The 19,856-nt window shown below is 75.3% G+C and carries 21 protein-coding genes; 11 read left to right on the forward strand and 10 right to left on the reverse strand.

The annotated features are described in order from the left end of the window. The first annotated feature begins 81 nt into the window (after positions 1–81). A complete protein-coding gene (locus FJQ57_RS09385) occupies positions 82–1,722 on the forward strand; it encodes a diacylglycerol kinase family protein (protein WP_139979570.1) in 1,641 nt (546 codons plus the stop codon). A gap of 242 nt (positions 1,723–1,964) precedes the next feature. Next, the gene (locus FJQ57_RS09390; protein WP_139979572.1) at positions 1,965–2,552 is read left to right on the forward strand and encodes a hypothetical protein; all 588 of its coding nucleotides are present in this window, start codon (positions 1,965–1,967) and stop codon (positions 2,550–2,552) included. Positions 2,553–2,561: 9 nt separating this feature from the next. On the opposite strand, the gene FJQ57_RS09395 is transcribed toward FJQ57_RS09390, so the two are convergent. Together FJQ57_RS09395 and FJQ57_RS09400 are read right to left on the reverse strand one after the other, a co-directional pair. Beyond that, positions 2,562–3,068: a DUF427 domain-containing protein gene (locus FJQ57_RS09395; protein ID WP_139979573.1), complete on the reverse strand. Its 507-nt coding sequence runs from the start codon at positions 3,066–3,068 to the stop codon at positions 2,562–2,564. 51 nt (positions 3,069–3,119) lie between these two features. Next, positions 3,120–4,034, reverse strand: coding sequence for a sulfite exporter TauE/SafE family protein (locus tag FJQ57_RS09400; protein ID WP_139979575.1), 915 nt, complete (start codon positions 4,032–4,034; stop codon positions 3,120–3,122). Between the two features lie 161 nt (positions 4,035–4,195). On the opposite strand from FJQ57_RS09400, the gene FJQ57_RS09405 reads away from it, so the two are divergent. Genes FJQ57_RS09405 through FJQ57_RS09415 form a run of 3 tightly spaced genes read left to right on the forward strand, consistent with a single transcriptional unit; the run spans position 4,196 to position 6,753 of the window. Continuing rightward, positions 4,196–4,759 (forward strand): gamma carbonic anhydrase family protein, encoded by a 564-nt coding sequence (locus FJQ57_RS09405; RefSeq protein WP_139979577.1) that lies wholly within the window; start codon positions 4,196–4,198, stop codon positions 4,757–4,759. Next, a complete protein-coding gene (locus FJQ57_RS09410) occupies positions 4,756–6,048 on the forward strand; it encodes an MFS transporter (RefSeq protein ID WP_211348836.1) in 1,293 nt (430 codons plus the stop codon). Before FJQ57_RS09405 ends, FJQ57_RS09410 begins: the two co-directional genes overlap by 4 nt. 33 nt (positions 6,049–6,081) lie before the next feature. After that, positions 6,082–6,753 (forward strand): hypothetical protein, encoded by a 672-nt coding sequence (locus FJQ57_RS09415; RefSeq protein WP_139979579.1) that lies wholly within the window; start codon positions 6,082–6,084, stop codon positions 6,751–6,753. A 162-nt stretch (positions 6,754–6,915) separates the two neighbouring features. Here FJQ57_RS09415 and FJQ57_RS09420 read toward each other — a convergent pair whose 3' ends face one another. Continuing rightward, positions 6,916–7,413, reverse strand: a complete 498-nt coding sequence (locus tag FJQ57_RS09420; protein ID WP_246081712.1) for a mycothiol transferase — start codon at positions 7,411–7,413, stop codon at positions 6,916–6,918. Positions 7,414–7,475: 62 nt separating this feature from the next. Between FJQ57_RS09420 and FJQ57_RS22415 the strand changes: the two genes are divergently transcribed. Then, positions 7,476–7,976: a hypothetical protein gene (locus FJQ57_RS22415; RefSeq protein ID WP_170219334.1), complete on the forward strand. Its 501-nt coding sequence runs from the start codon at positions 7,476–7,478 to the stop codon at positions 7,974–7,976. 26 nt (positions 7,977–8,002) lie between these two features. Here the strand turns inward: FJQ57_RS22415 and FJQ57_RS09430 are convergent, their stop codons facing one another. Next, a complete protein-coding gene (locus FJQ57_RS09430) occupies positions 8,003–9,724 on the reverse strand; it encodes a DUF429 domain-containing protein (RefSeq protein WP_139979584.1) in 1,722 nt (573 codons plus the stop codon). A 144-nt stretch (positions 9,725–9,868) separates the two neighbouring features. Between FJQ57_RS09430 and FJQ57_RS09435 the strand changes: the two genes are divergently transcribed. Beyond that, positions 9,869–11,071, forward strand: coding sequence for an MFS transporter (locus FJQ57_RS09435; RefSeq protein ID WP_211348837.1), 1,203 nt, complete (start codon positions 9,869–9,871; stop codon positions 11,069–11,071). Here the strand turns inward: FJQ57_RS09435 and FJQ57_RS09440 are convergent. From FJQ57_RS09440 to FJQ57_RS09450, 3 genes are read right to left on the reverse strand one after another with little or no spacing between them, the layout of a single operon-like run. Then, positions 10,958–11,842 carry an AraC family transcriptional regulator gene (locus FJQ57_RS09440; RefSeq protein ID WP_139979586.1) on the reverse strand — a complete coding sequence of 295 codons (885 nt, stop codon included), beginning with the start codon at positions 11,840–11,842 and terminating at the stop codon, positions 10,958–10,960. The genes FJQ57_RS09435 and FJQ57_RS09440 overlap by 114 nt on opposite strands. Positions 11,843–11,882: 40 nt before the next feature. Next, entirely contained in the window at positions 11,883–12,830 is a 948-nt protein-coding gene (locus FJQ57_RS09445) for a pseudouridine-5'-phosphate glycosidase (RefSeq protein ID WP_139979587.1), read from the reverse strand. Further along, entirely contained in the window at positions 12,827–13,693 is an 867-nt protein-coding gene (locus tag FJQ57_RS09450; protein WP_139979589.1) for a PfkB family carbohydrate kinase, read from the reverse strand. The genes FJQ57_RS09445 and FJQ57_RS09450 overlap by 4 nt, the downstream gene beginning before the upstream one ends. A 136-nt stretch (positions 13,694–13,829) precedes the next feature. Between FJQ57_RS09450 and FJQ57_RS09455 the strand changes: the two genes are divergently transcribed. Beyond that, positions 13,830–14,816, forward strand: coding sequence for an ATP-binding cassette domain-containing protein (locus FJQ57_RS09455; protein WP_139979591.1), 987 nt, complete (start codon positions 13,830–13,832; stop codon positions 14,814–14,816). Further along, positions 14,813–15,613 (forward strand): ABC transporter permease, encoded by an 801-nt coding sequence (locus FJQ57_RS09460; protein WP_139979593.1) that lies wholly within the window; start codon positions 14,813–14,815, stop codon positions 15,611–15,613. The genes FJQ57_RS09455 and FJQ57_RS09460 overlap by 4 nt, the downstream gene beginning before the upstream one ends. Before the next feature lie 28 nt (positions 15,614–15,641). On the opposite strand, the gene FJQ57_RS09465 is transcribed toward FJQ57_RS09460, so the two are convergent. Continuing rightward, the gene (locus tag FJQ57_RS09465) at positions 15,642–16,844 is read right to left on the reverse strand and encodes a homogentisate 1,2-dioxygenase (protein ID WP_139979595.1); all 1,203 of its coding nucleotides are present in this window, start codon (positions 16,842–16,844) and stop codon (positions 15,642–15,644) included. Positions 16,845–16,862: 18 nt separating this feature from the next. Between FJQ57_RS09465 and FJQ57_RS09470 the strand changes: the two genes are divergently transcribed. Continuing rightward, positions 16,863–17,459, forward strand: coding sequence for a hypothetical protein (locus FJQ57_RS09470; RefSeq protein WP_139979597.1), 597 nt, complete (start codon positions 16,863–16,865; stop codon positions 17,457–17,459). Then, positions 17,456–18,592, forward strand: a complete 1,137-nt coding sequence (locus FJQ57_RS09475) for a fumarylacetoacetate hydrolase family protein (protein WP_139979599.1) — start codon at positions 17,456–17,458, stop codon at positions 18,590–18,592. The genes FJQ57_RS09470 and FJQ57_RS09475 overlap by 4 nt, the downstream gene beginning before the upstream one ends. 157 nt (positions 18,593–18,749) lie before the next feature. On the opposite strand, the gene FJQ57_RS09480 is transcribed toward FJQ57_RS09475, so the two are convergent. Continuing rightward, positions 18,750–19,343, reverse strand: coding sequence for a TetR/AcrR family transcriptional regulator (locus FJQ57_RS09480; protein ID WP_139979601.1), 594 nt, complete (start codon positions 19,341–19,343; stop codon positions 18,750–18,752). Then, entirely contained in the window at positions 19,340–19,834 is a 495-nt protein-coding gene (locus FJQ57_RS09485; RefSeq protein ID WP_139979603.1) for an FBP domain-containing protein, read from the reverse strand. The genes FJQ57_RS09480 and FJQ57_RS09485 overlap by 4 nt, the downstream gene beginning before the upstream one ends. Positions 19,835–19,856 lie beyond the last annotated feature (22 nt).

The following is a 19,856-nucleotide window of genomic DNA, read 5'->3' on the forward strand; positions in this document are numbered from 1 at the left end:
TCGTCGCCGCGCGGGGCCTGTGTCACCCCTCACCCCCACGGCGGGGCCGGGACCGGGGCGGGTGGTCGCCATACTTGTGCGGTGCTCGACCGACCCCGGACCACGCCCCTCGCCTGGGGTGTCGGCTGCCTGCTGGTCCTGGGCCTGCTGACCCTCGGCGTCCAGCAGGACTGGGGCTGGCTCTCCGACGTCGACGTCCGCGGCCGCGAGGCCCGGGAGTGGGCCGAGGACGCCGGGCTCGTGGGACCGCTGCGGGTCGTCGAGGCACTCTTCGGCACGATCGGCCTGACCGTCGCCACCGTCGTGCTCGTCGTGGCCATGTGGGCCAAGGGGCACCGCCGCGCCGCGATCTACGCCGCCCTGGTCATGGCCGCCACGTCGGTCGCGACCACGGCGCTGAAGACGGTCGTGGGCCGCGAGCGCCCCGACTGGCAGAACCCCGAGGCGCTGCTGTCCAACAACGCCTTCCCCTCCGGCCACGCCTCCGGCACCGCCGCCTTCGCCACCGTGCTCGTCGTGCTCGTGGTCATGCTGGTCCGCCGCGCCGTCGTACGCCGCCTGGTCGGGGTGCTGGCGGTGCTGCTGACGCTGCTGGTGTGTGCCGACCGGGTGCTGCTGGGCCGGCACTTCGCCTCCGACGCGGTGGGCGGGGTGCTGCTCGGCGCCGGGCTCGGCCTGGTGGTCCTCGGCCTCCACAGCCCGCTCCCCCGCAGCCACGCGGCCAAGATCGAGCCGCTGCCCGAGACCCTGCCCTCGGACCGCCGCCTCGCCGTGGTGCTCAACCCGATCAAGGTCGAGGACGTCGCGGTCTTCCGCCAGACCGTGACGACCATGGCGCTCGAGGCCGGGTGGCGCGAGCCGACCTGGCACCTGACCACGCCCGAGGACTCCGGCACCGGCCAGGCCGAGGCGGCCTCGGTCGAGGGGGCCGACCTGGTCATCGTGTGCGGGGGCGACGGCACCGTGCGGGAGGTGTGCGCCGAGCTCGCCGGCACCGGCATCCCGGTCGGCATCGTGCCCGCCGGCACCGGCAACCTGCTGGCCCGCAACCTCGACATCCCGCTCTACATCCGCGCCGCGATCGACATCGCGCTGACCGGCCAGGACCGCGCCATCGACATGGTCTCGGTCCGCGGCGACCGCGGACCGGCGGGCGGTGACGAGCACGCCGAGCCGGTCGCCGAGGCCGCCGCCGAGGGGGTGCCGCCCCGCGAGTTCGAGAGCCACTTCATGGTCATGGCCGGCATGGGCTTCGACGCCGCGATCATGGAGGGCGTCAACGAGGACATCAAGAAGCGCATCGGCTGGCTGGCCTACGTCCTCTCGGCCCTGAAGTCGCTGATGTTCCCCCCGACCCGCATCGAGATCTCCGTCGACGGCGGCGAGTGGACCAAGCACCGCGCCCGCACCGTCGTCGTCGGCAACGTCGGCCACCTCCAGGCCGGGATGCCGCTGCTGCCCGACGCCGCGATCGACGACGGCCAGCTCGACGTCGTGCTCCTCTACCCGCGCCGCTTCCTGTCCTGGATCCCGCTCGCCGTGCGGGTGCTGGCCAAGCGGCGGCACACCGACGACCTGGTCAACCGGATGACCGGCCGCACCGTGTCGATCCGCGCCGGCGCCGACACCCCCCGCCAGCTCGACGGCGACTCCATCGGCCCCGGGCGCGAGCTGCACATGGAGTGCATCCACGGGCGGTTGCTGGTCCGCGTGCCGCGCTGAGCGGGCTCGGGGCGCGGGGCGCGGGGGCGCCGGCGGGGCGACTGCTGGGCACGGTCTCCTTGCGCTGGGCGGGCAATGCATTGCCCGTCCAGCGCGAGAACTGCCCGTCCAGCTGGCGGAACACCCGGTCGACCGGGTGTTCCCCACCCTGGCGCCCGGATCCCGTCAGGAACGCCACCTCGACCGTCAGGGTCGCGTCAGGGAGCGGCGGCACGACGGTCGCACGGGCCTGGACGGGACCCGTGACCACGAGCGAGCTCCCCCACCAGCACCCCGCCCCGTCCGCCGCCCTCCTCGACGCCGTCGGGACCGCCGTCGGGGTCGCCGTGCGGGCCGCGCTCGACGCCGACCGCGACGCAGCCCGGCTCGTGCTGCGCGACGGCGCGGGCCGCGAGTCGATGCTGACCGCGGCCCAGGACCGGGCGCAGCGGGGGATCATCGGGTCGAGCCGTCCCCGGACGGCGGTCGCGGAGCGGCAGCTGCTCTGCGACGTGGCCCGCGCCTTCCGCCAGGTCGACGACCTGGCCCGCCTGGTGCTCACCGGACGTGCGGGCGAGGAGCTCGCGGGCTCCCGGGCGAGGCGCTGCTGCTGCTCGCCCGGTACGGCGCGGAGCGTCTGCACCAACTGGCCGACGGACTCGGCACGCCCGAGCTCGACCGGCCGGGAGCTCACGCGCTGCGGGCGGTGCCTGCTCGACGCGGCCGACCGGCTCGGCCGGCATGTCCCGGGCAGCGGGGTCGACCGGGGCGCCGCGGTGTGCGCGTGCTGCGCCGGCCTCGCGACGACCGTCCTGCAAGTCTCGCGGCACGCCCTGCGCGCCGCCGCCTGACCGGCGCGGTCACCAGCCCCAGGTGCCGGGCTCGCCCTTGAAGGGCCCGACCACCCGGGAGGTGATCCAGCCGCCGTAGAAGCCGCCGGCCTGGGGCTGGACGACCTCGTCGTCGACCAGGCAGCGGTCGACCTGGCCCGGCATGACCGAGACGGCGCCGGCCAGGTCGGCGAAGCGGGAAGTGGGGTCGAGGTAGGTCCAGGCCGCGCGCGGCGCGACCTGGCCCCCGCCGAGCAGGTCGAAGTAGGTGGCCTGCCCCTTCCACTCGCAGTGCGACGTCCCGGGCGCCTCACGCAGCGCGCCCGGGACGAACGCCTCGCGCGGCAGGTAGTACGTCGGCGGGTGGCTCGTCTCCAGCACCCGCCAGGACCGGGTGGTCTCGGCGACGACCTCGCCGCCGAGCACGATCCTCACGGTCTCGCTCGAGGTCTCCAGGGCCGGCGGACGGGGGTAGTCCCAGCAGGACTCCTGGCCGGGGCCGGGCGTGGTGCGCTGGTCGGGTCGCGGGTGCCTCACGGCTCCACCCTCCCGCGGCGCGCAAGCCCCTCCGGGTGGAGGGGCGGCAGGCTAGCGGACGGGGGCAGGGTCCACGTCGTCGACCACGTCCTCGGCGGCCTCGGCCCCGCCCGCGATGACCTTGCCCCCGGTGCGGCGCAGCGCGATGACCAGCACGGCCACGGCGACCAGCACGACCGGGATGTACGCCGGCAGCGACTCGACGTCCTGCGAGCGGATCAGGGTGCGGTAGTTGGTGACGAGGATGAGGCTGCCGACCATCGCGCCCAGGACGGGCAGCGAGAGGTGCCGGACCAGGTAGGCGGCGAAGGGGGCGGCGACCACGCCGCCGGCGAGGAGGCCGCCGACGATGCGCCAGTCGATGGCCTCGTCGGAGAGGCCGACGAGGAAGCCGATGCTGGCCGAGACGGCGACGACGAACTCCGAGGTCGAGACCGAGCCGATGACCTTGCGCGGGTCGAGGGTGCCGGAGGAGATGAGGGTGGGCGTGGTCACCGGGCCCCAGCCGCCCCCGCCGGTGGAGTCGATGAACCCGCCGACCAGGCCGAGCGGGCCGAGCAGCCACGGGCCGGGCCGCGAGCCCGCGCCCGGCACCTTGGGCTGGCGGAAGACGAACCGGGCGATGATGTAGACGCCGAGCACGATGAGCAGGCCGGCCACCCACGGCACCGCGGCCTCGGTGGAGATGGTGGACAGCACCGTCGCGCCCAGGAAGGCACCGACGCCGCCGGGCACGGCGAGCAGGCCGACGACGCGCCAGTCGACGTTGCCGAAGCGCCAGTGCGAGAAGCCGGAGACGAGCGTCGTCCCGACCTCGGCGAAGTGGACCGAGGCCGAGGCCACGGCGACCGAGACGCCGGTCGCGACGAGCAACGAGTTGGACGTGACGCCGTACGCCATGCCCAACGACCCGTCGACGGCCTGGGCGGCCAGTCCGACGAGGACGAAGATCAGGAACTTCTCCATGGAGTGCACCCTCCGAGGTCGAGTGGCCGGGGTGGCCGTCAGGGAGTCTAACCATGAAGACTAGTGATTCACTATTCTTGAGCGTCTCGACCGTCCCGACTGCCGCACAGGTCGCCCGCCCCCGGCGCCGGGTGCCGGGCGCGGAGGTCTAGCGTGGCCGGGTGACCCTGGTCGAGTTCGAGGGCAAGCGCCCGCGCGTCCACCCCGACGCCTTCGTCGCCCCCACCGCCGTCCTCATCGGCGACGTGACGGTCGAGGCCGGCGCCAGCGTCTGGTACGGCGCGGTGCTCCGCGCCGACATCTGCACGATCGTGGTGCGCGAGGGCTCCAACATCCAGGACGGCTCGGTCCTGCACGCCGCCCCCGGTGAGGTCCTCGAGGTCGGCCCCAACGCCACCGTGGGCCACGGCTGCGTCGTCCACGGCCGCGCGGTGGAGGAGAAGGCGCTCGTCGGCAACGGCAGCACGCTCCTCGACGGCTCCGTCGTCGGCCCCGGCACGCTCGTCGCCGCCGGCTCGGTCGTCACCCCGGGCACCGTGCTGCCCGGCGGCATGGTCGCGGCCGGCATCCCGTGCAGGCCCACCAAGCCGGTCGGCGGCACCTCCTCGGAGCTGTGGGTCGAGACCAACGCGGCCTACTACCGCGAGCTGGCCGAGCGGCACGCCGCCGGCGCGGTGGTGGTCGAGCCCGACGAGCCCGACGAACCCTCCGCCGACCGGTCGTGAGCCGCCTGCGCGGGCTGGTCGCCGACACCCGGCCGCTGGCCGACGACCACTTCCGGCGGCTGTGGGTCGCCAACATCGTCACGGTCGTCGGCGCCCAGCTGACCGTCGTCGCCGTCCCCGCGCAGATCTACGCCGACACCGGCTCCTCGGCGTACGTCGGGCTGACCGGCGTCTTCGGCCTGGTGCCGCTCGTCGTGTTCGGGCTGTGGGGCGGCGCGCTGGCCGACGTGTTCGACCGGCGCACCATCCTCATCTGCACCACGATCGGCCTGATCGTCACGAGCGGGCTGTTCTGGGTGCAGGCCGCGCTGGGCTCGACCAACGTGTGGCTGCTGCTGTCGCTGTTCTCGGTGCAGCAGGCGTTCTTCGCGGTCAACCAGCCCACCCGCTCGGCCGTGCTGCCACGCCTGCTGCCGCCGGAGCTGCTGCCGGCGGCCAACTCGCTCAACATGACCGTCTTCACCGCCGGCGGCATCGCGGGGCCGCTGGTCGCCGGCGCCCTCATCCCGGTCGCCGGGCTGGAGTGGCTCTACCTCATCGACACCTTCACCCTGCTGGCCACGCTCTCCGCGGTGTGGCGGCTGCCGTCGTTGGCCGTCGAGGGCGCGGCCACCGGGGCCCCCGGGCTGCGGTCGGTGATCGAGGGCTTCAGCTACCTGCGCGGCCAGCCCGTGCTGCTGATGTCGTTCGTCGTCGACATCATCGCGATGGTCTTCGGCATGCCGCGGGCGCTGTTCCCGCAGGTGGCCGACGAGTCGTTCGGCGGGCACCCCGAGGGCGGCCTCGCCTTCGCGCTGCTCTTCGCGGCGATCCCGGCGGGCTCGGTGCTGGGCGGGATCTTCTCCGGCTGGGTCTCGCGGGTCTCGGCCCAGGGCCGCGCCGTGGTCCTGTGCATCGTGCTCTGGGGCCTGGCCATGGTCGGCTTCGGGGTGAGCGTCGGCCTGGCCACGGCGTACGCCGGAGCGCGCGGTCCCCTGCTCGTGGCCGCCGTGCTCTTCCTCGCCGTGGGCGGCGCCGCCGACATGGCCTCGGCGGCGTTCCGCAGCTCGATGCTCCAGGCGGCCGCGACCGACGAGGTGCGCGGACGGCTGCAGGGCATCTTCATCGTGGTCGTCGCCGGCGGGCCGCGGGTGGCCGACGTGGCCCACGGGGCGGCGGCGGCGGTGGTCGGCACGGCGGCGGCCGCGGCGGGCGGCGGGGTGCTCGTCGTGGTCGGGGTGGTCGTGGCGGCAGTGCTGGTGCCGTCGTTCGTCCGCTACCGGGTGACCTCGGCGGCCAAGCCCTCCTAGGACGGCTCGCCGGCGAGGCGTACATTGTCGACCATGTCACTCGGGTCAAGACACTTTGCCGCGCTCGCGGGTGCCCTCCTGCTTCCGCTCACCGCCTCGGCCTGCGGGTCCTCGCTCGACCCCGCCGACCCGGCCTCCCCCGGTGCCTCGAGCGCCGCTCCCTCGGCGGCCGCGGCCGCGGGCGGCCAGCGCTCGGGGAAGGCCCGGGGGAAGGAGGACCGAAGCGCCGCCGGCGAGCCGAGGCGCGCCCGCAACGCCGACGGCTCCCCGCTCGAGCTCACCGGGAAGCAGCTGTGCGCCGACCTGCCGGCCGACGCCGCGGGCCGGGCGCTCGGCGTCGCCGTGGAGTCGGCCGAGCCGGGCGAGACCGCCACCCCGCAGTGCACCTACGGCTACGAGAACGCCGCGGGCGACGACTCCACCGCCACCCTCGCCGCCATGCGCCCTGCCGACATCGGCGGCCGCACGGGGCTGGAGGCGTTCGCCTACATGGTCGACCTCAGCCGCGGCCTCGCCGGACCGGTCGACCTGCAGCAGGAGGACCTCCGAGCCGGCGACAAGGCCGTGCGGATCACCGGCGGCGGCGTGCACACCGGCGTGCTCGCCGCCGGCGGCTTCCTGCTCACCGTCACCGTCCCCGAGCGCGACGCCGACGCCGGCGAGGTCGACGCGCTGGTCACCGAGGTGGCGCGCGTCCTGGCCTAGGAGACTGGTGGACGACGAGGCGTGGATGCCAGCGTCGCGACAGTCGTGTGCTGGCGAGGCGTCCGGTCCGCTGCCAGGCTGGGCGCCTGGCGAGGACCCGGCGACGAAGCCAGCGCGCGGCTTTCGCGGCGCCTGGCGCCGCGCGGCTCGTCCCGCAGGCTCCTAGCGGCCGAGCAGCCCCCGCACGTACGCCGCCTGGCCCACGTGCTGGGCGTCGTCGTCGGCCACGCTCACGAGGCGGACGCCGAGGGTGACGGGCGGGTCCCAGTGCTCGTCGACGACGCGGTCGAGGTCGTCGGCGGCCAGGGTGTCGAGGTAGCGCAGGGTGCGCTCGTGCACGGCGTCGGCGTACTCGGCCAGCAACGCCGCCGGCGCCGCAAAGGCCTGCACCTCGTCGCTGTCCTGCCCGTAGCCGATCGCCGTGGCGTCGTAGGGCAGGTCGAAGCGGTCGACGAAGTCGACGTACACCTGGTCGTGCCCGCCCACGCCGGCGACGTGGTCGTCCTGCACCCGCAGCAGGTGCCAGACCAGCCAGCCGATGGGGTTGGCCTCGGGGCCGGGGCGGTGCCGCAGCTCGTCGTCGGTGAGGCCGTCGAGGACCGCGAGCACGTTGTCGTGGGTGCGACCGAAGGCGTCGGCCAGCAGCTCGGAGGGAGTCACCTCGCGACCGTACGACGCCCGGCCCGGCCGGGCGCCCACCCTGCGGGCGTACGCTCGCGGGCGTGAGGTGGACCTGGGCCATGGCCGTCGTGGTGCTAGCGCTGACCGGGTGCGCGGGCGCCGACGACGAGGGCGAGCGGGCCACGGCCGGGGGCCCGTCGTCGGCAGCACCATCGGCACCCTCGTCACCGTCGGCGCCGCCGTCGGGCACCGGCGTCCCGTCCCCGCCGCCCGGCACCGACCTGGCGGGCTCGGAGACCTGCAACCTCGTGCGCCGGGGGATCGACGCCTTCAACCTCGGCGACCTCGACGCGACCGTCGAGACGTTCGCCGACGCCGTCGCCGTCGCCGAGGACCTCGCCGAGGACGAGCCCTCCGACGCCACGCGCTACCTGCTCGAGGCCGTGCGCTACTACGCCGCGCTGCCCGCCGAGGACTACCAGGACGCCAACGCCTCCGACCCCGAGTTCGCCCGCTACAAGGACTTCACGCTCCGCGAGTGCGCCTACGACGTGCCGCCGGGTGGCCCGGCGACGCCCGAGGACACCGGCATCCCGGCCTGAGCCGAGACCACCGCGTGGCCGGCTCCTCAGCCGCGCATCCGCTCCAGCCGCTGCTGCAGCAGCGGGCGCCGGTGGGCGTTGGCGTGCAGGGCGACGTAGCGCTCGGCGAAGACCCACAGCAGCGCGTCGTCGAGGCGGCGCACGGCGCCGGGCGGGTGGCGGTAGCCCATGCGTTCGGCGATCGACGACTCGTCGGCCTCGCGCAGCACGTCGCCCAGCTCGGCCAGCGAGGTGACGCCGAGCTCGAGGAGCAGGCCCGCGATCCAGCCGTAGTGGTCGGTGCGCGACCACTCGGCGTCGGAGTACTGGCCGGCCAGGAAGGCGGCCAGCTCGCGGGGCTCGAGGCGCGGGTCGTCGCCGGGCAGCGGCGAGACGGCCGCGGCGGCGCCGCGGAGCCGGTCGCGGATCTGTCCGAACTCGCGGTCGGCGAGCTCGAGCAGCCCCGCCGCCAGGGTGAAGCGGCGGTCGAACTCGCGGGCGTGCGCCTCCGGCACTGAGCCCTTGTAGCGGATGTCGTGCTCGAACTCCGCCCACGCGTGCTGGAGCACCGTGCGCACCTGCACCTGCACGACCCGGGGCGCGGCCTCGGTGCCCACCGGGGGGCCGACGGCGAGCAGCAGGTGGCGGCTGGCGTAGCCGAAGCGGCCCTCGCTGGCCGTCTCGCGGCCCAGGTCGCGGTCGTCGAGCACGGTGGCGTGGTCGCCGAGCACGTCGGCCACCGCGGCCACGTCGCCGCTGACGTAGGTGACGACCCGGACCCCGACCTGGTCGGTGATGTCGGTCAGCGGCTCGGGGTAGAGCGGGCCGCCGCCCGGGGCCGGGCGGGTGGCCTTCTCGGCGAAGGAGGCGACGGCCTTGGTGCGGCCGGTGACGGAGAGGTAGTTGATGCCGGCCTCGTCGAGCAGGCCCTGCACGAGCGCCACCGCCTCCTGCCCGGCGCGGGTCAGCTCGGGGTGGCGCTCGGCGTAGGAGCGCACCGCGTCGCGGACGACGTCGTCGTGGCTGCGCGAGGCGGCCTCGGCCGCGGGCGCGTCCGCCGGCTGCTCCTTGCTCGGCGTGACGATGGCGCCGGTCTCGGCGTCGCCGTAGACGGTGACCCGGTCGGGGTGCTGGTGGGCGAACCGGGCGACGACCGCGCACACGACCGCGTCGACCTGGTCCTCGACGCGGCGCAGCTCGGACTTGCGGGTGGCGCCCTCGACGGCCGTGCGCAGCACGGTCCACTGGTCGCTGACCGTCACCACCGTCTCGACGAAGGCCATCAGCCGCAGCAGCTCCGAGCGCAGCAGCTCGAGGTCGCGACCGGGCTTGGCCTTGTACTTCAGGACCTTGTCGAGGCCGAAGAGCACGATCGTCGCGGCGTGCGGGTAGACCTCGATGGCGCGCCGGCGGCGGCCCGAGCGTGGGTCGAGGTCGAGCTTGAGCAGCTTGGCCACCCGGGCGCCGCGCGTCCTGCCGCCGGCGAACTCCGGCTTGCCGGTGTTGCTGGGGTGGCAGCCCGCGTCGTGGCGGCGGAAGTCGGCCCCCAGCTGCTGCTCGGCCGGGCGCGAGCCGGTGGGGTTGACCACGACCAGGGGCGCGTCGATGCCGACGACGCAGGGGCCCTCGACGTACGGCGCGATGCCGGCGACCACCTCGTCGTCGGTCTGCACCGTGTCGAGGTGGAGCAGCCGGGCGTCGCCGTCGAGGACCGCGATGCCCGTGGGCTTCTTCTCCCCCCAGGCGAGGTCGATCCCGACGAAGTGCACGAGCCCCACCGTAGGGGCAGCCGGGGACAGCGGGGGTGGGGCGCCGGGTCGAGCGTCGCGTCGCGCGTCCGGGTCGAGCGTCTGGGTCAAGCACCCGCGACGGACGGTCAACCGTGCGGCCGCGCGCCGACCGAGGCTGGGACCGTGACCACGACCTCCGACCTGCCGACCGGCTCGACCAGCGAGCCGCCCGCCCAGCCGACCATCCGGCCGACCACCCCGCCCGGCTCCCCCGCGGGCCTCGCCGCCCTGGTGGCCGGGATCGCCCTGCTCGTCTCGAGCGAGTTCCTGCCCGCGGGCGTGCTGCCCGCGCTGGCCGCCGACGTGGGCGTCAGCGAGGGCACGGCCGGCCTCGCGGTCGCGGCCACGGCGATCGCCGGCGCCCTCACCGCCCCGACCATCGCGATCCTGCTGCCGCGCGCCGACCGGCGCACCGTGCTCGTCGCGCTGCTGCTCGCGGCCGCGGTGGCCAACCTCGCGGTGGCGCTGTCCCCCAGCTTCGGGCTGCTGCTGGTCGGCCGGGTGCTCCTGGGCCTGGCGCTGGCCGGCTACTGGGCCTTCGCGTTCGGCGCCGGGACGACCGCGCTGCCCGGACGCGACCACGTCGTCGCCACCTCGCTGGCCCTCGGTGTCACCGTGGCCACCATCGTCGGCGTCCCGCTCGGCTCGCTGCTCGGTGACGCGGTCGGGTGGCGCCCGGTGTTCGGCATCGCCGCCGGCCTCGCCGTGCTGTCCGCGCTCGCCGTGGCCCGCACGATGCCGCCGGTGCCCGCCCGTCCGGGCGCGGGCCTGGCCATGCTGCGCCGGGCCCTGGCCAACCGGCACCTCATGGCCGGCATCGGTGCGGTCGGCCTGGTCGCGTTCGGCAACTTCGCCGCCTACCCCTTCATCCGGCTCGCGATCGACGACGTCGCGCCCGACGCGGCCACGCTCCTGCTCGTCCTGTGGGGCCTCGGCGGCCTGGCCGGCAACCTCCTCGCCGGACGGTGGGCCACCCACCTGCGCGTCGTCGTCACGGTGGCGCCGCTGCTGCTGGCCGCGGCCCTGGTGCTGACGTCGCAGGCGACCTCGGTGGCGGTGCTCGCGGTCGGGGTCACCCTGTGGGGACTGGCCTTCAACGCGGTGCCGGTGGCCACCCAGCTGTGGGTGACCCGGGTCGAGCCCGACCACGCCGAGTCGGCCGTGGCCCTGCAGGTGACGGCGTTCCAGGTCGCCATCACCCTGGGCGCGGTCTCAGGAGGCCTGCTGGTCGACGCGCACGGCGTCGTGGCGGCGCTGGGCCTCGGGTCCGCGCTGGCCGTGACCGGCGGCCTCGCCTTCGCGGGCCTGCGGGCGTCGCGGGCCTGAGGCGCGCCCGGCGTCCCGCCAGGCCTGCGGCGGGACGCCGTGGTGGGCGGCGAAGGCGCGGCTGAACGCCGCCGCGGAGCCGTAGCCCACGAGGTGCGCCACCCGGTCGGCGCGCGCCCCGCCGCGCAGCAGCACCCGCGCCTCGCGCATCCGGGCCTCGCGCAGCACCTCGGCCGGCGTGCGCCGCAGCTCGCGCCGGAACCGCTCGGCCAGGGCCGAGCGGGACAGGTGCACCAGGTCCGCCATCCGCTCCACGGTCCAGGCCTCCCCGGGCCGCTCGCCCACCGCGGCGACGACGGCGGCGACCACCGGGTCGGTGCGGGGCTCGTCCGGGACCGTGCGGCCCGACTCCTCCAGCCAGGTGGTGGTCATCGCGGCGCCGACCAGGTCGGCGTAGCCGTCGGTCAGCAGCGACGACCGGCACCCGGTCACCACCGGGCACAGCGTCACCAGGGCGGCGACCCCGTCGTGGTGGGCGGCGAACCCCTCGGCGACGAGCACGGCCGGCAGCGGGTGGGCCAGGTGTTCCGGGGCCAGGTCGCTGGTGGCGAGCCGGGTCGTGGTGCAGGTGGTCAGGACGGCCGCCTGGCCGGGCGCGACGAGCACGGCGTCGCCCGCGCGCAGCCGCCGCTCGACGCCGCCGCCGGCGAGGTGGCCGGTCCCCGCGACGACGAGGAGCCAGCGCGGGCCGTGGGCGTCGTACGTCGCGCCGGGCGGGAGGTCCTCGGTGCGGGCGGAGGTCATCCGCCACCGCGCTCGTGCGTCGCTCATGCGGGGGCAGCGCCCCCGGCGGCGCGGTTTGTTCCCGGCCTCAGGCGCGCCGGGCCGCGTGGGCCACGGCCAGGGCGGCGCCGAGGCGGGCGTTGTGCCGGACCAGGGCGATGTTGGTGGCCAGGCTGCGGCCCCCGGTGAGCTCGACGATGCGGCCGAGGAGGTAGGGCGTGACGTCCTGGCCGGTGGTGCCGCGGGCGTCGAGGTCGGCCAGGGCCTGGCGGATCACGCCGTCGATCTCGGCCGCCGGGACCTCGTCGGCCTCGGGCACGGGGTTGGCGACGACGATGCCGCTGGCCAGGCCGAGCGACCGGGCCGCGGCCATGGTGGCCGCGAGCTCCTCGACGGTGTCGGTGCGGCGCGGGGCGGCGTACCCGCTGCTGCGGGAGTAGAAGGCCGGGAACTCGTCGCTGCCGTGCACCAGCACCGGCACCCCGTTGGTCTCGAGCACCTCCAGGGTCAGGCCGATGTCGAGGATGCTCTTGACCCCGGCGCAGACCACGGTGACCGGGGTGACGGCCAGCTCGGTCAGGTCGGCGCTGACGTCGAGGGTGCGCTCGGCGCCGCGGTGCACGCCCCCGAGGCCGCCGGTGACGAAGACGTCGATGCCGGCCAGCGCGGCCAGCCGCATGGTCGCCGCGACGGTGGTCGCGCCGTGGGCGTCGCGGGCCAGCAGCAGCGGCAGGTCGCGGACGCTGGCCTTGCTGACGCCCGGGTCGGAGGCCAGCAGGTCGAGGTCGGCCTCGTCGAGCCCGGCCCGCGGGACGCCGCCGAGCACCGCGATCGTCGCGGGCGTCGCGCCGTGCTCGCGCACGATGCCCTCGACCTCGGTCGCCATGGCGACGTTGTCGGGGTAGGGCATGCCGTGGCTGATGATCGTGCTCTCCAGCGCGACCACCGGGCGGCCCTCGGCCAGGGCGTCGGCGACCTCCTCCGACAGGCGCACGGGGTGGGCCGCGGAGGCCGCGACGGCGTGGGGCAGGGTCACAGGAGGCTCCGGACGAGGTCGTCGGTCAGGTCGGGTCGCACCGTGTGCTCGCTGGCCACGGTGAGGGCGGCCGCCGCGTGCGCGTACGCCGCGGCCCGGGTCGGCTCGTCGCCGCCCAGCCAGGCGTGCACGAAGGCGCCCAGCATGGCGTCGCCGGCGCCGGTCACGTCGACCACGGCACCACCGGGCACCGGCCGCGAGGACAGCTCGACGGCGCCGTCGGGCCCGGTGAGCACCGAGCCGGCCGGGCCGCGGCGCTCCCAGAGCAGGTCGGCCACGACGGGGCCGAGGGCGGCCAGCTCGGCCGCGCCGGCCGAGACGAGGAAGAGGCGTCGGTCGGCCGCGGCGACCACGTCCCGCAGCCGCTGGGCCTTGGGCACGCTCACCGGGTCGAGGGCGACCGGGCCCGTGGCCAGCTCGAGCGCCCGGGCGACGGTCGCGGGCGGCAGGTTGCCGTCGAGCACGACGAGCGCGGCCCGGGCCAGGGTCGTCGCGGGCAGGTCGCCCGGCTGCAGGTCGCAGTCGTCCATGTCGGAGACGCCGCCGACGAGCTCGCCGTGGTCGTCGAGCAGGGCGACGTAGGCACCCGTGCGGCCCTCGACCTGGCGCACGTGGGTCAGGTCGACGCCCGCGTCGGCGCTGGCCTCGACGACCAGGTCGCCGTGGGCGTCGCCCGCGACCGCGCTGACCAGGCTGGTCGGCGTACCGAGGCGGGCCAGCACCTCGGCGACGTTGCGGCCGACGCCGCCCGCGGTGACGGTGACCCGGCCGGGGTTGCTGGTCGCGGGCTCCGGTGCCCGTCCGGGCCGGGCGACGACGTCGACGTTGGCGCCGCCCACGACCACGACCCGTCCCCCCGCCACCCCCGGATCCTCGCACCCGGCGCGCGGAGCGATGAGTCCGGATGTCGGTGGCGGTCCCTACGGTGTCGCTGCCACCATCGCAGGCGTCGCGCGTCAGCCGCGCGACCCCCGCTCGACCCCCGCACGAAGGAGCCGCATGACCGCGATGATCCAGGCCCAGGGCCTGGTGAAGAGGTACAAGGAGGTCACGGCGCTCGCCGGCCTCGACCTGGAGGTGCCCGAGGGCACCGTGCTGGCCCTGCTGGGCCCCAACGGCGCCGGCAAGACCACCGCCGTGCGCTGCCTGACCACCCTGCTGCGGCCCGACGAGGGCAGCGCCGTGGTGGCGGGCGTCGACGTGCTGGCCGACCCCACCGAGGTCCGCCGCCGCATCGGCCTGTCCGGCCAGTACGCCGCGGTCGACGAGCACCTGACCGGGTTCGAGAACCTCACGATGGTCGGGCGGCTCTACGGCATGGGCAAGAAGCAGGCGCGGGAGCGGGCCCGCGAGCTGCTCGAGCGGTTCGCCCTCTCCGACGCCGGCGACCGGCCGTCGAAGACCTACTCCGGCGGCATGCGGCGCCGCCTCGACCTGGCCGGAGCGCTGGTCTCGGCACCCCCGGTGCTGGTGCTCGACGAGCCGACCACCGGCCTCGACGTGCGGGCCCGGCAGCAGATGTGGGACGTCATCCGCGACCTCGTCACCTCCGGCGCCACGCTGCTGCTCACCACGCAGTACCTCGAGGAGGCCGACAAGCTGGCCGACGACATCGTGGTCATCGACCACGGCCGGGCCATCGCCCAGGGCACGGCCGACCAGCTCAAGGCCCAGACCGGCGGCGAGCGGCTCGAGCTCGTGGTCGCCGAGGCCCACGAGGTCGACACCGCCACCCGGCTCTTGGCCGGCGTCGCGATGGGCGAGGTCCAGCGCGACGAGCGCACCCTGACCGCGACCGTCGACGACGGCCAGGCCGCGCTGGCCCGGCTGCTCGCCGACCTGCGCGACCAGCCGGTGACCGTGCTCGAGGTCGGCCTGCGCCGACCGACCCTCGACGACGTGTTCCTGGCCCTCACCGGCCGCGTCGCCGAGGCCGACGACCAGTCCCCCGAGGCACACGAGAAGCAGCAGGAGGTGCCGGCATGAGCGCGACCAAGGCGCTGACCGACGGCTGGGTCGTGGCCCAGCGCAACGTCATCAAGATCAAGCGGGTGCCCGAGGTGCTCGTCTTCGTGCTGATCAGCCCGATCATGTTCGTGCTGCTCTTCGCCTACGTCTTCGCCGGCGCCATCCAGGTGCCCGCGGGCGTGGACTACAAGGAGTTCCTGGTCGCGGGCATCTTCGCCCAGACCGTGGTCTTCGGCGCGACGTTCACCGGCGCCGGCCTCGCCGAGGACATGCAGAAGGGCATCATCGACCGCTTCCGGTCGCTGCCCATGTCGCGCTCGGCGGTGCTGGTCGGCCGCACCACCTCCGACGTCGTCTACAACGTCTGCTCGCTCGTCATCATGGCCCTGACCGGCCTGCTCGTCGGCTGGCGCATCCGCGAGGGCGCGCTCGACGCGCTGCTCGGCTTCGCGCTGCTGCTGGTCTTCGCCTACTCGATCAGCTGGATCATGGCGTGGGTCGGGCTGATCGTGCCGAGCGTCGACGTGGTCAACAACGCCTCGTTCGTGGTGATCTTCCCGCTCACCTTCCTCTCCAACGCCTTCGTGCCGCTGGAGGCCTTCGACGGCGTGCTCAAGACGATCGTGGAGTGGAACCCCGTCTCGTCCCTCACCCAGGCCTCGCGCGAGCTGTTCGGCAACACCGGCGGTCAACCGCCGCCGTCCGAGGCGTTCTCGATGGAGCACCCGGCCGTCTACACGCTGATCTGGTCGGCGCTGTTCGTCGCGGTCTTCGTGCCGTTGTCGGTGCGGCAGTTCAAGCGCACCTCGAAGTAGGCCCGGCCCAGACCCGCGGCCAGGGCGCTCAACCCTGGTCGCGGGCCCAGGTCCAGGCGTACGCCGGGTCCTCGCAGGCCAGGCCGCCCTCGCCGACCTCCAGCGGGGCGAAGGTGTCGACCATGACGGCCGACTCCTCGAAGTGCTCGGCGCCGAGCGAGGCCTCGATGGCCGACGGCTGGGGGCCGTGGGCGTGGCCGCCGGGGTGCAGGGAGATCGAGCCGAGCCCGATGCCCGAGCCCTTGCGGGCCTCGTAGTCCCCGCCGACGTAGAACATGACCTCGTCGGAGTCCACGTTGGAGTGGTAGTAGGGCACCGGCACCGCCAGCGGGTGGTAGTCGACCTTGCGGGGCAGGAAGTTGCAGATGACGAAGCTGCCGCCCTCCAAGACCTGGTGCACCGGCGGCGGCTGGTGCACCTTGCCGGTGATCGGCATGTAGTCCTCGACGTTGAACGTGTAGGGGTAGAGGCACCCGTCCCACCCGACCACGTCGAACGGGTGCGTCGCGTACGTCAGCCGGGTGCCGCCGATGCCGCCCGGCAGCCCGCTCACCCGGTGCTTGACCAGCACCTCCGTCTCCTGGCCGTACGTCGCGTCATCGACGAGGTGCACCTCGTCGGGACCGTGCAGGTCGCGCTCGCAGTACGGCGCGTGCTCGAGCAGCTGGCCGTAGCGCGAGAGGTAGCGCTTGGGCGGCGCCACGTGGCTGTTGGCCTCGATGGCGTAGAGCCGCGACGGCTCCGCCGGCACCCAGCGGTGCGTGGTCGCCCGCGGGACGACGACGTAGTCGCCAGCCCGGTAGGGCACCACGCCGAAGACCGTCTCCACGACGCCGGAGCCGGCCTCGACGTACACGCACTCGTCGCCGACGGCGTTGCGGTAGAGCGGGCTGGGCCCGGCCTCGGCGCCGCCGGTGACGACGTAGGCGATGCGCACGTCGGCGTTGCCGAGCACCACCCGGCGGTCCAGCACGGGGTCGGTGCCGGTCTGCAGCTCGTGCAGCCTGAGGTGCCGCGGCTTGAGCGGGTGGTTGGGCACCCGCACCTGGTCGGGCAGCTCCCAGACCTCCGAGGCGACGACGGCCGAGGGCACGCCGCGGTGGTAGAGCAGCGAGGAGTCCGACGAGAACCCCTCCTCCCCCATCAGCTCCTCGCGGTAGAGGCGGCCCTCGGGGTCGCGGTGCTGGGTGTGCCGCTTCGGCGGCACCTCGCCGAGCCGTCGGTAGTACATGCCTGGCAGGTTAGACCCGTGAGCTTCGAGGGGTTCGTCGACGGATTCGCGCCGCTGCCGGAGTCGCCGCTGGCCGGGATGCTGGCGGTGCCCGACACCGACCTGCCGACGGTGGCCCACGCCGGGCCGGTGCGGGTCGTGGTCACCGGCGGCGCCGGGCAGGTCGCCGGGCCGGTGGCCTGGTGCGCAGAGCACGGCCTCGCCCTCGGGCGGCTCGACGTGACCGTGCGCGACCTGGACGACCCCGCCGGCGCCACCCAGCGGCTGCTGACGGTCACGACCGACCTGCCCGGGGAGACCGAGCTGCACGTGCGGCTGGCCGGTCCCGTCACCCCCGCCTGGCTCCGGGCCCTCGACCTGCTGGCCGAGGTCGAGGCCGTCGTCGCCCTGCCGCTCGACGGCACCGCGGTCGAGGAGCGGGTCGACGCCGCGCTCGACCGCGAGCTGCCCGTCTCGCTCGTCGGCGGCTCGACCGACGCGGCCGTCGACGGACTGACGACGACGGCCCGGCTGTGGGGCGACGCCGACGACCTCGCGGCCGGGCGCCGCTGGTGCCGGGCCTGGCTGGCCGACGACGCCGCCGCCGCGGTGACCCAGCTGGAGACCCGGTCGTGAGCGGCACGACCGGGTTCGGCATCGAGCACCTGCCGTACGGCGTGTTCTCGGTCGCGGGCGGGCTCCGCCGGGTCGGGGTGCGGCTGGCCGACGGCGTGCTCGACCTGGCCGAGCTCACCGACCGGCCGGAGATGGCCGCGTCGTCGCTCAACCCGCTGCTGGCGCTCGGGCCGCAGGTCTGGCGCGAGCTGCGCGAGCAGGTGGTGGCGCTGGCCGAGTCAGGAGCACCGACCTTGCCGCTGGCCGACGTCGTGCTGCACCTCCCGGTCGAGGTGGCCGACTACGTCGACTTCTACGCCTCCGAGCACCACGCGACCCGGGTCGGCGAGGTCTTCCGCCCCGACGCCCCGGCCCTCCCGCGGGCCTGGAAGCACCTGCCGATCGGCTACCACGGCCGCGCGGGCACGGTGGTCGTCTCGGGCACCCCGGTCGTGCGGCCCTCCGGTGTGCGCGGCCCCGGCGACGTCGGCCCGTCGCAGCGCCTCGACCTCGAGGCCGAGCTCGGGTACGTCGTCGGCGTCCCCTCGCCGCAGGGCACCCCGGTCGCGGCCGAGTCCTTCGCCGACCACGTCTTCGGGGTCGTCGGCCTCAACGACTGGTCGGCCCGCGACCTGCAGGCCTTCGAGACGGTGCCGCTCGGCCCGTTCCTCGGCAAGTCGTTCGCCACGTCGGTCAGCGCGTGGGTCACCCCGCTCGCCGCCCTCGACGCCGCCTGGTGCGACCTGCCCAGCCAGGACCCCCGCCCCGCCGACCACCTCGCGCCCGACGGGGCCCGGGGGCTCGACCTCACCGTCGAGGTCGAGGTGGCCGGGCAGGTCGTGGCCACGGCGCCCCACGCCTCGACGTACTGGGGGCCTGCCCAGATGCTCGCCCACCTGACCTCCAACGGTGCCTCGCTGCGCGTCGGTGACCTCTTCGCGTCGGGCACGATCAGCGGCCCCGGGGACGACGAGCGCGGCTGCCTGCTCGAGCTGACCTGGGGCGGCCGCGACCCGTGGACCGGCGCCGACGGTCGCGAGCGCACCTGGCTCGAGGACGGCGACGAGGTCGTGCTCCGCTACACCGCACCCTCGACCTCGGGCGGCACGATCACGCTCGGCGAGGTGCGCGGCGAGGTGCTGCCCGCCCGCTAGCAGTGGCGAGACGGGACTCCGTCCCTCCTCGACCACCGTCGGGGACCGGAGCACACGGTGGTCGAGGAAGGCGCGCCAGCAGTGGTCTCGAGACGGGACTCCGTCCCTCCTCGACCACCGTCGGGGACCGGGGCACCCGGTGGTCGAGGAAGGCGCGCTAGCGCCTGTCTCGAGACCGCTCGACCGGCGGCCAGGTGCGCAGGGCGGCGTCGAGGGCGTCGAGGGCGCGCTCCCACGAGCCGTCGGGCGGCGGGTCGGAGTGGCCGAACGCGCCCCCCGCCTCCAGCTGCACGAAGCCCCGCAGCACGCTGGCCACCAGCCGCACCGCGTGCACCTGCTCGGCCGGCGCGACGGCGTACGCCCGCAGGACGGCGAGGGCCTGGTCGTGGTGGCGGGCGCCGGCCCGGGCGAGGTCGTCGGTGACGGGCCGGTCGAGGGCGCCGGCGGCGGCCCAGCGGCCGGGGTGCTCGCGGGCGTAGTCCCGGTGCACCTGGGCCAGCGCGGCCAGGGCGTCGCGCCCGGCGAGCCCGGCCAGCGCCCGGTCGGCGCGGTCGGCCAGCTCGTCGAGAGCGAGCGCGGTGAGGGCGGCGTGCAGCTCGTCGGCGCCGGCGACGTGGGCGTAGAGGCTGGGAGGGCGTACGCCGAGCACCCGGGCCACCGCGCTCAGGGTGACCGCGGCCAGGCCGTCGGCGTCGGCGAGGTCGGCGGCGGTCCCCACGATCCGCGCCGGCGTCACGCCGGCCCGGCTCACCGCTGCACCCGCCGCAGGAAGGCGTCGAGGTTGCCGTTCATCCGCTCCACCTTGGCCTCGACCGTCGTGGTCTCGGCGACCAGGCTGATCGCGGGGAGCGGGAGCCAGCCGCGGACGTAGCCCGGGCAGCGCAGGTCGGCGCAGACGTCGAGCCCGACGGTGTTGCCGTCGCGACCGGCCTTCCCGGCGCGCGCGGCCACCATGAGGGCCACGTTGCTGCCGGGGTGGACGGTGCAGCACAGCGAGCACATCCGGGTGCGCCCGCCGCCACCACCGTTGTTGCGCCGCAGCCGTACGCCGACCAGCCGGCCCTCGCGGAGGACGACGAGCGCCGCCTGCTGCGGGGCCCGCGGGTCGGCCCAGCCCAGGAAGTCGAGGTCGGGACCCCAGGGCAGGTCGGCGAGGTCGTCGGGGAGGTTGAGGCGCTGGGCCTCCCCCCGGGTGGCGTTGACGAACGACGCGCGGATCTCGCGCGGGGTGGCCCTGTCCATGCCACCGACGCTAGGGCGACCT

The organism is Nocardioides litoris (assembly GCF_006346315.1).
Lineage (GTDB): Bacteria > Actinomycetota > Actinomycetes > Propionibacteriales > Nocardioidaceae > Nocardioides > Nocardioides litoris.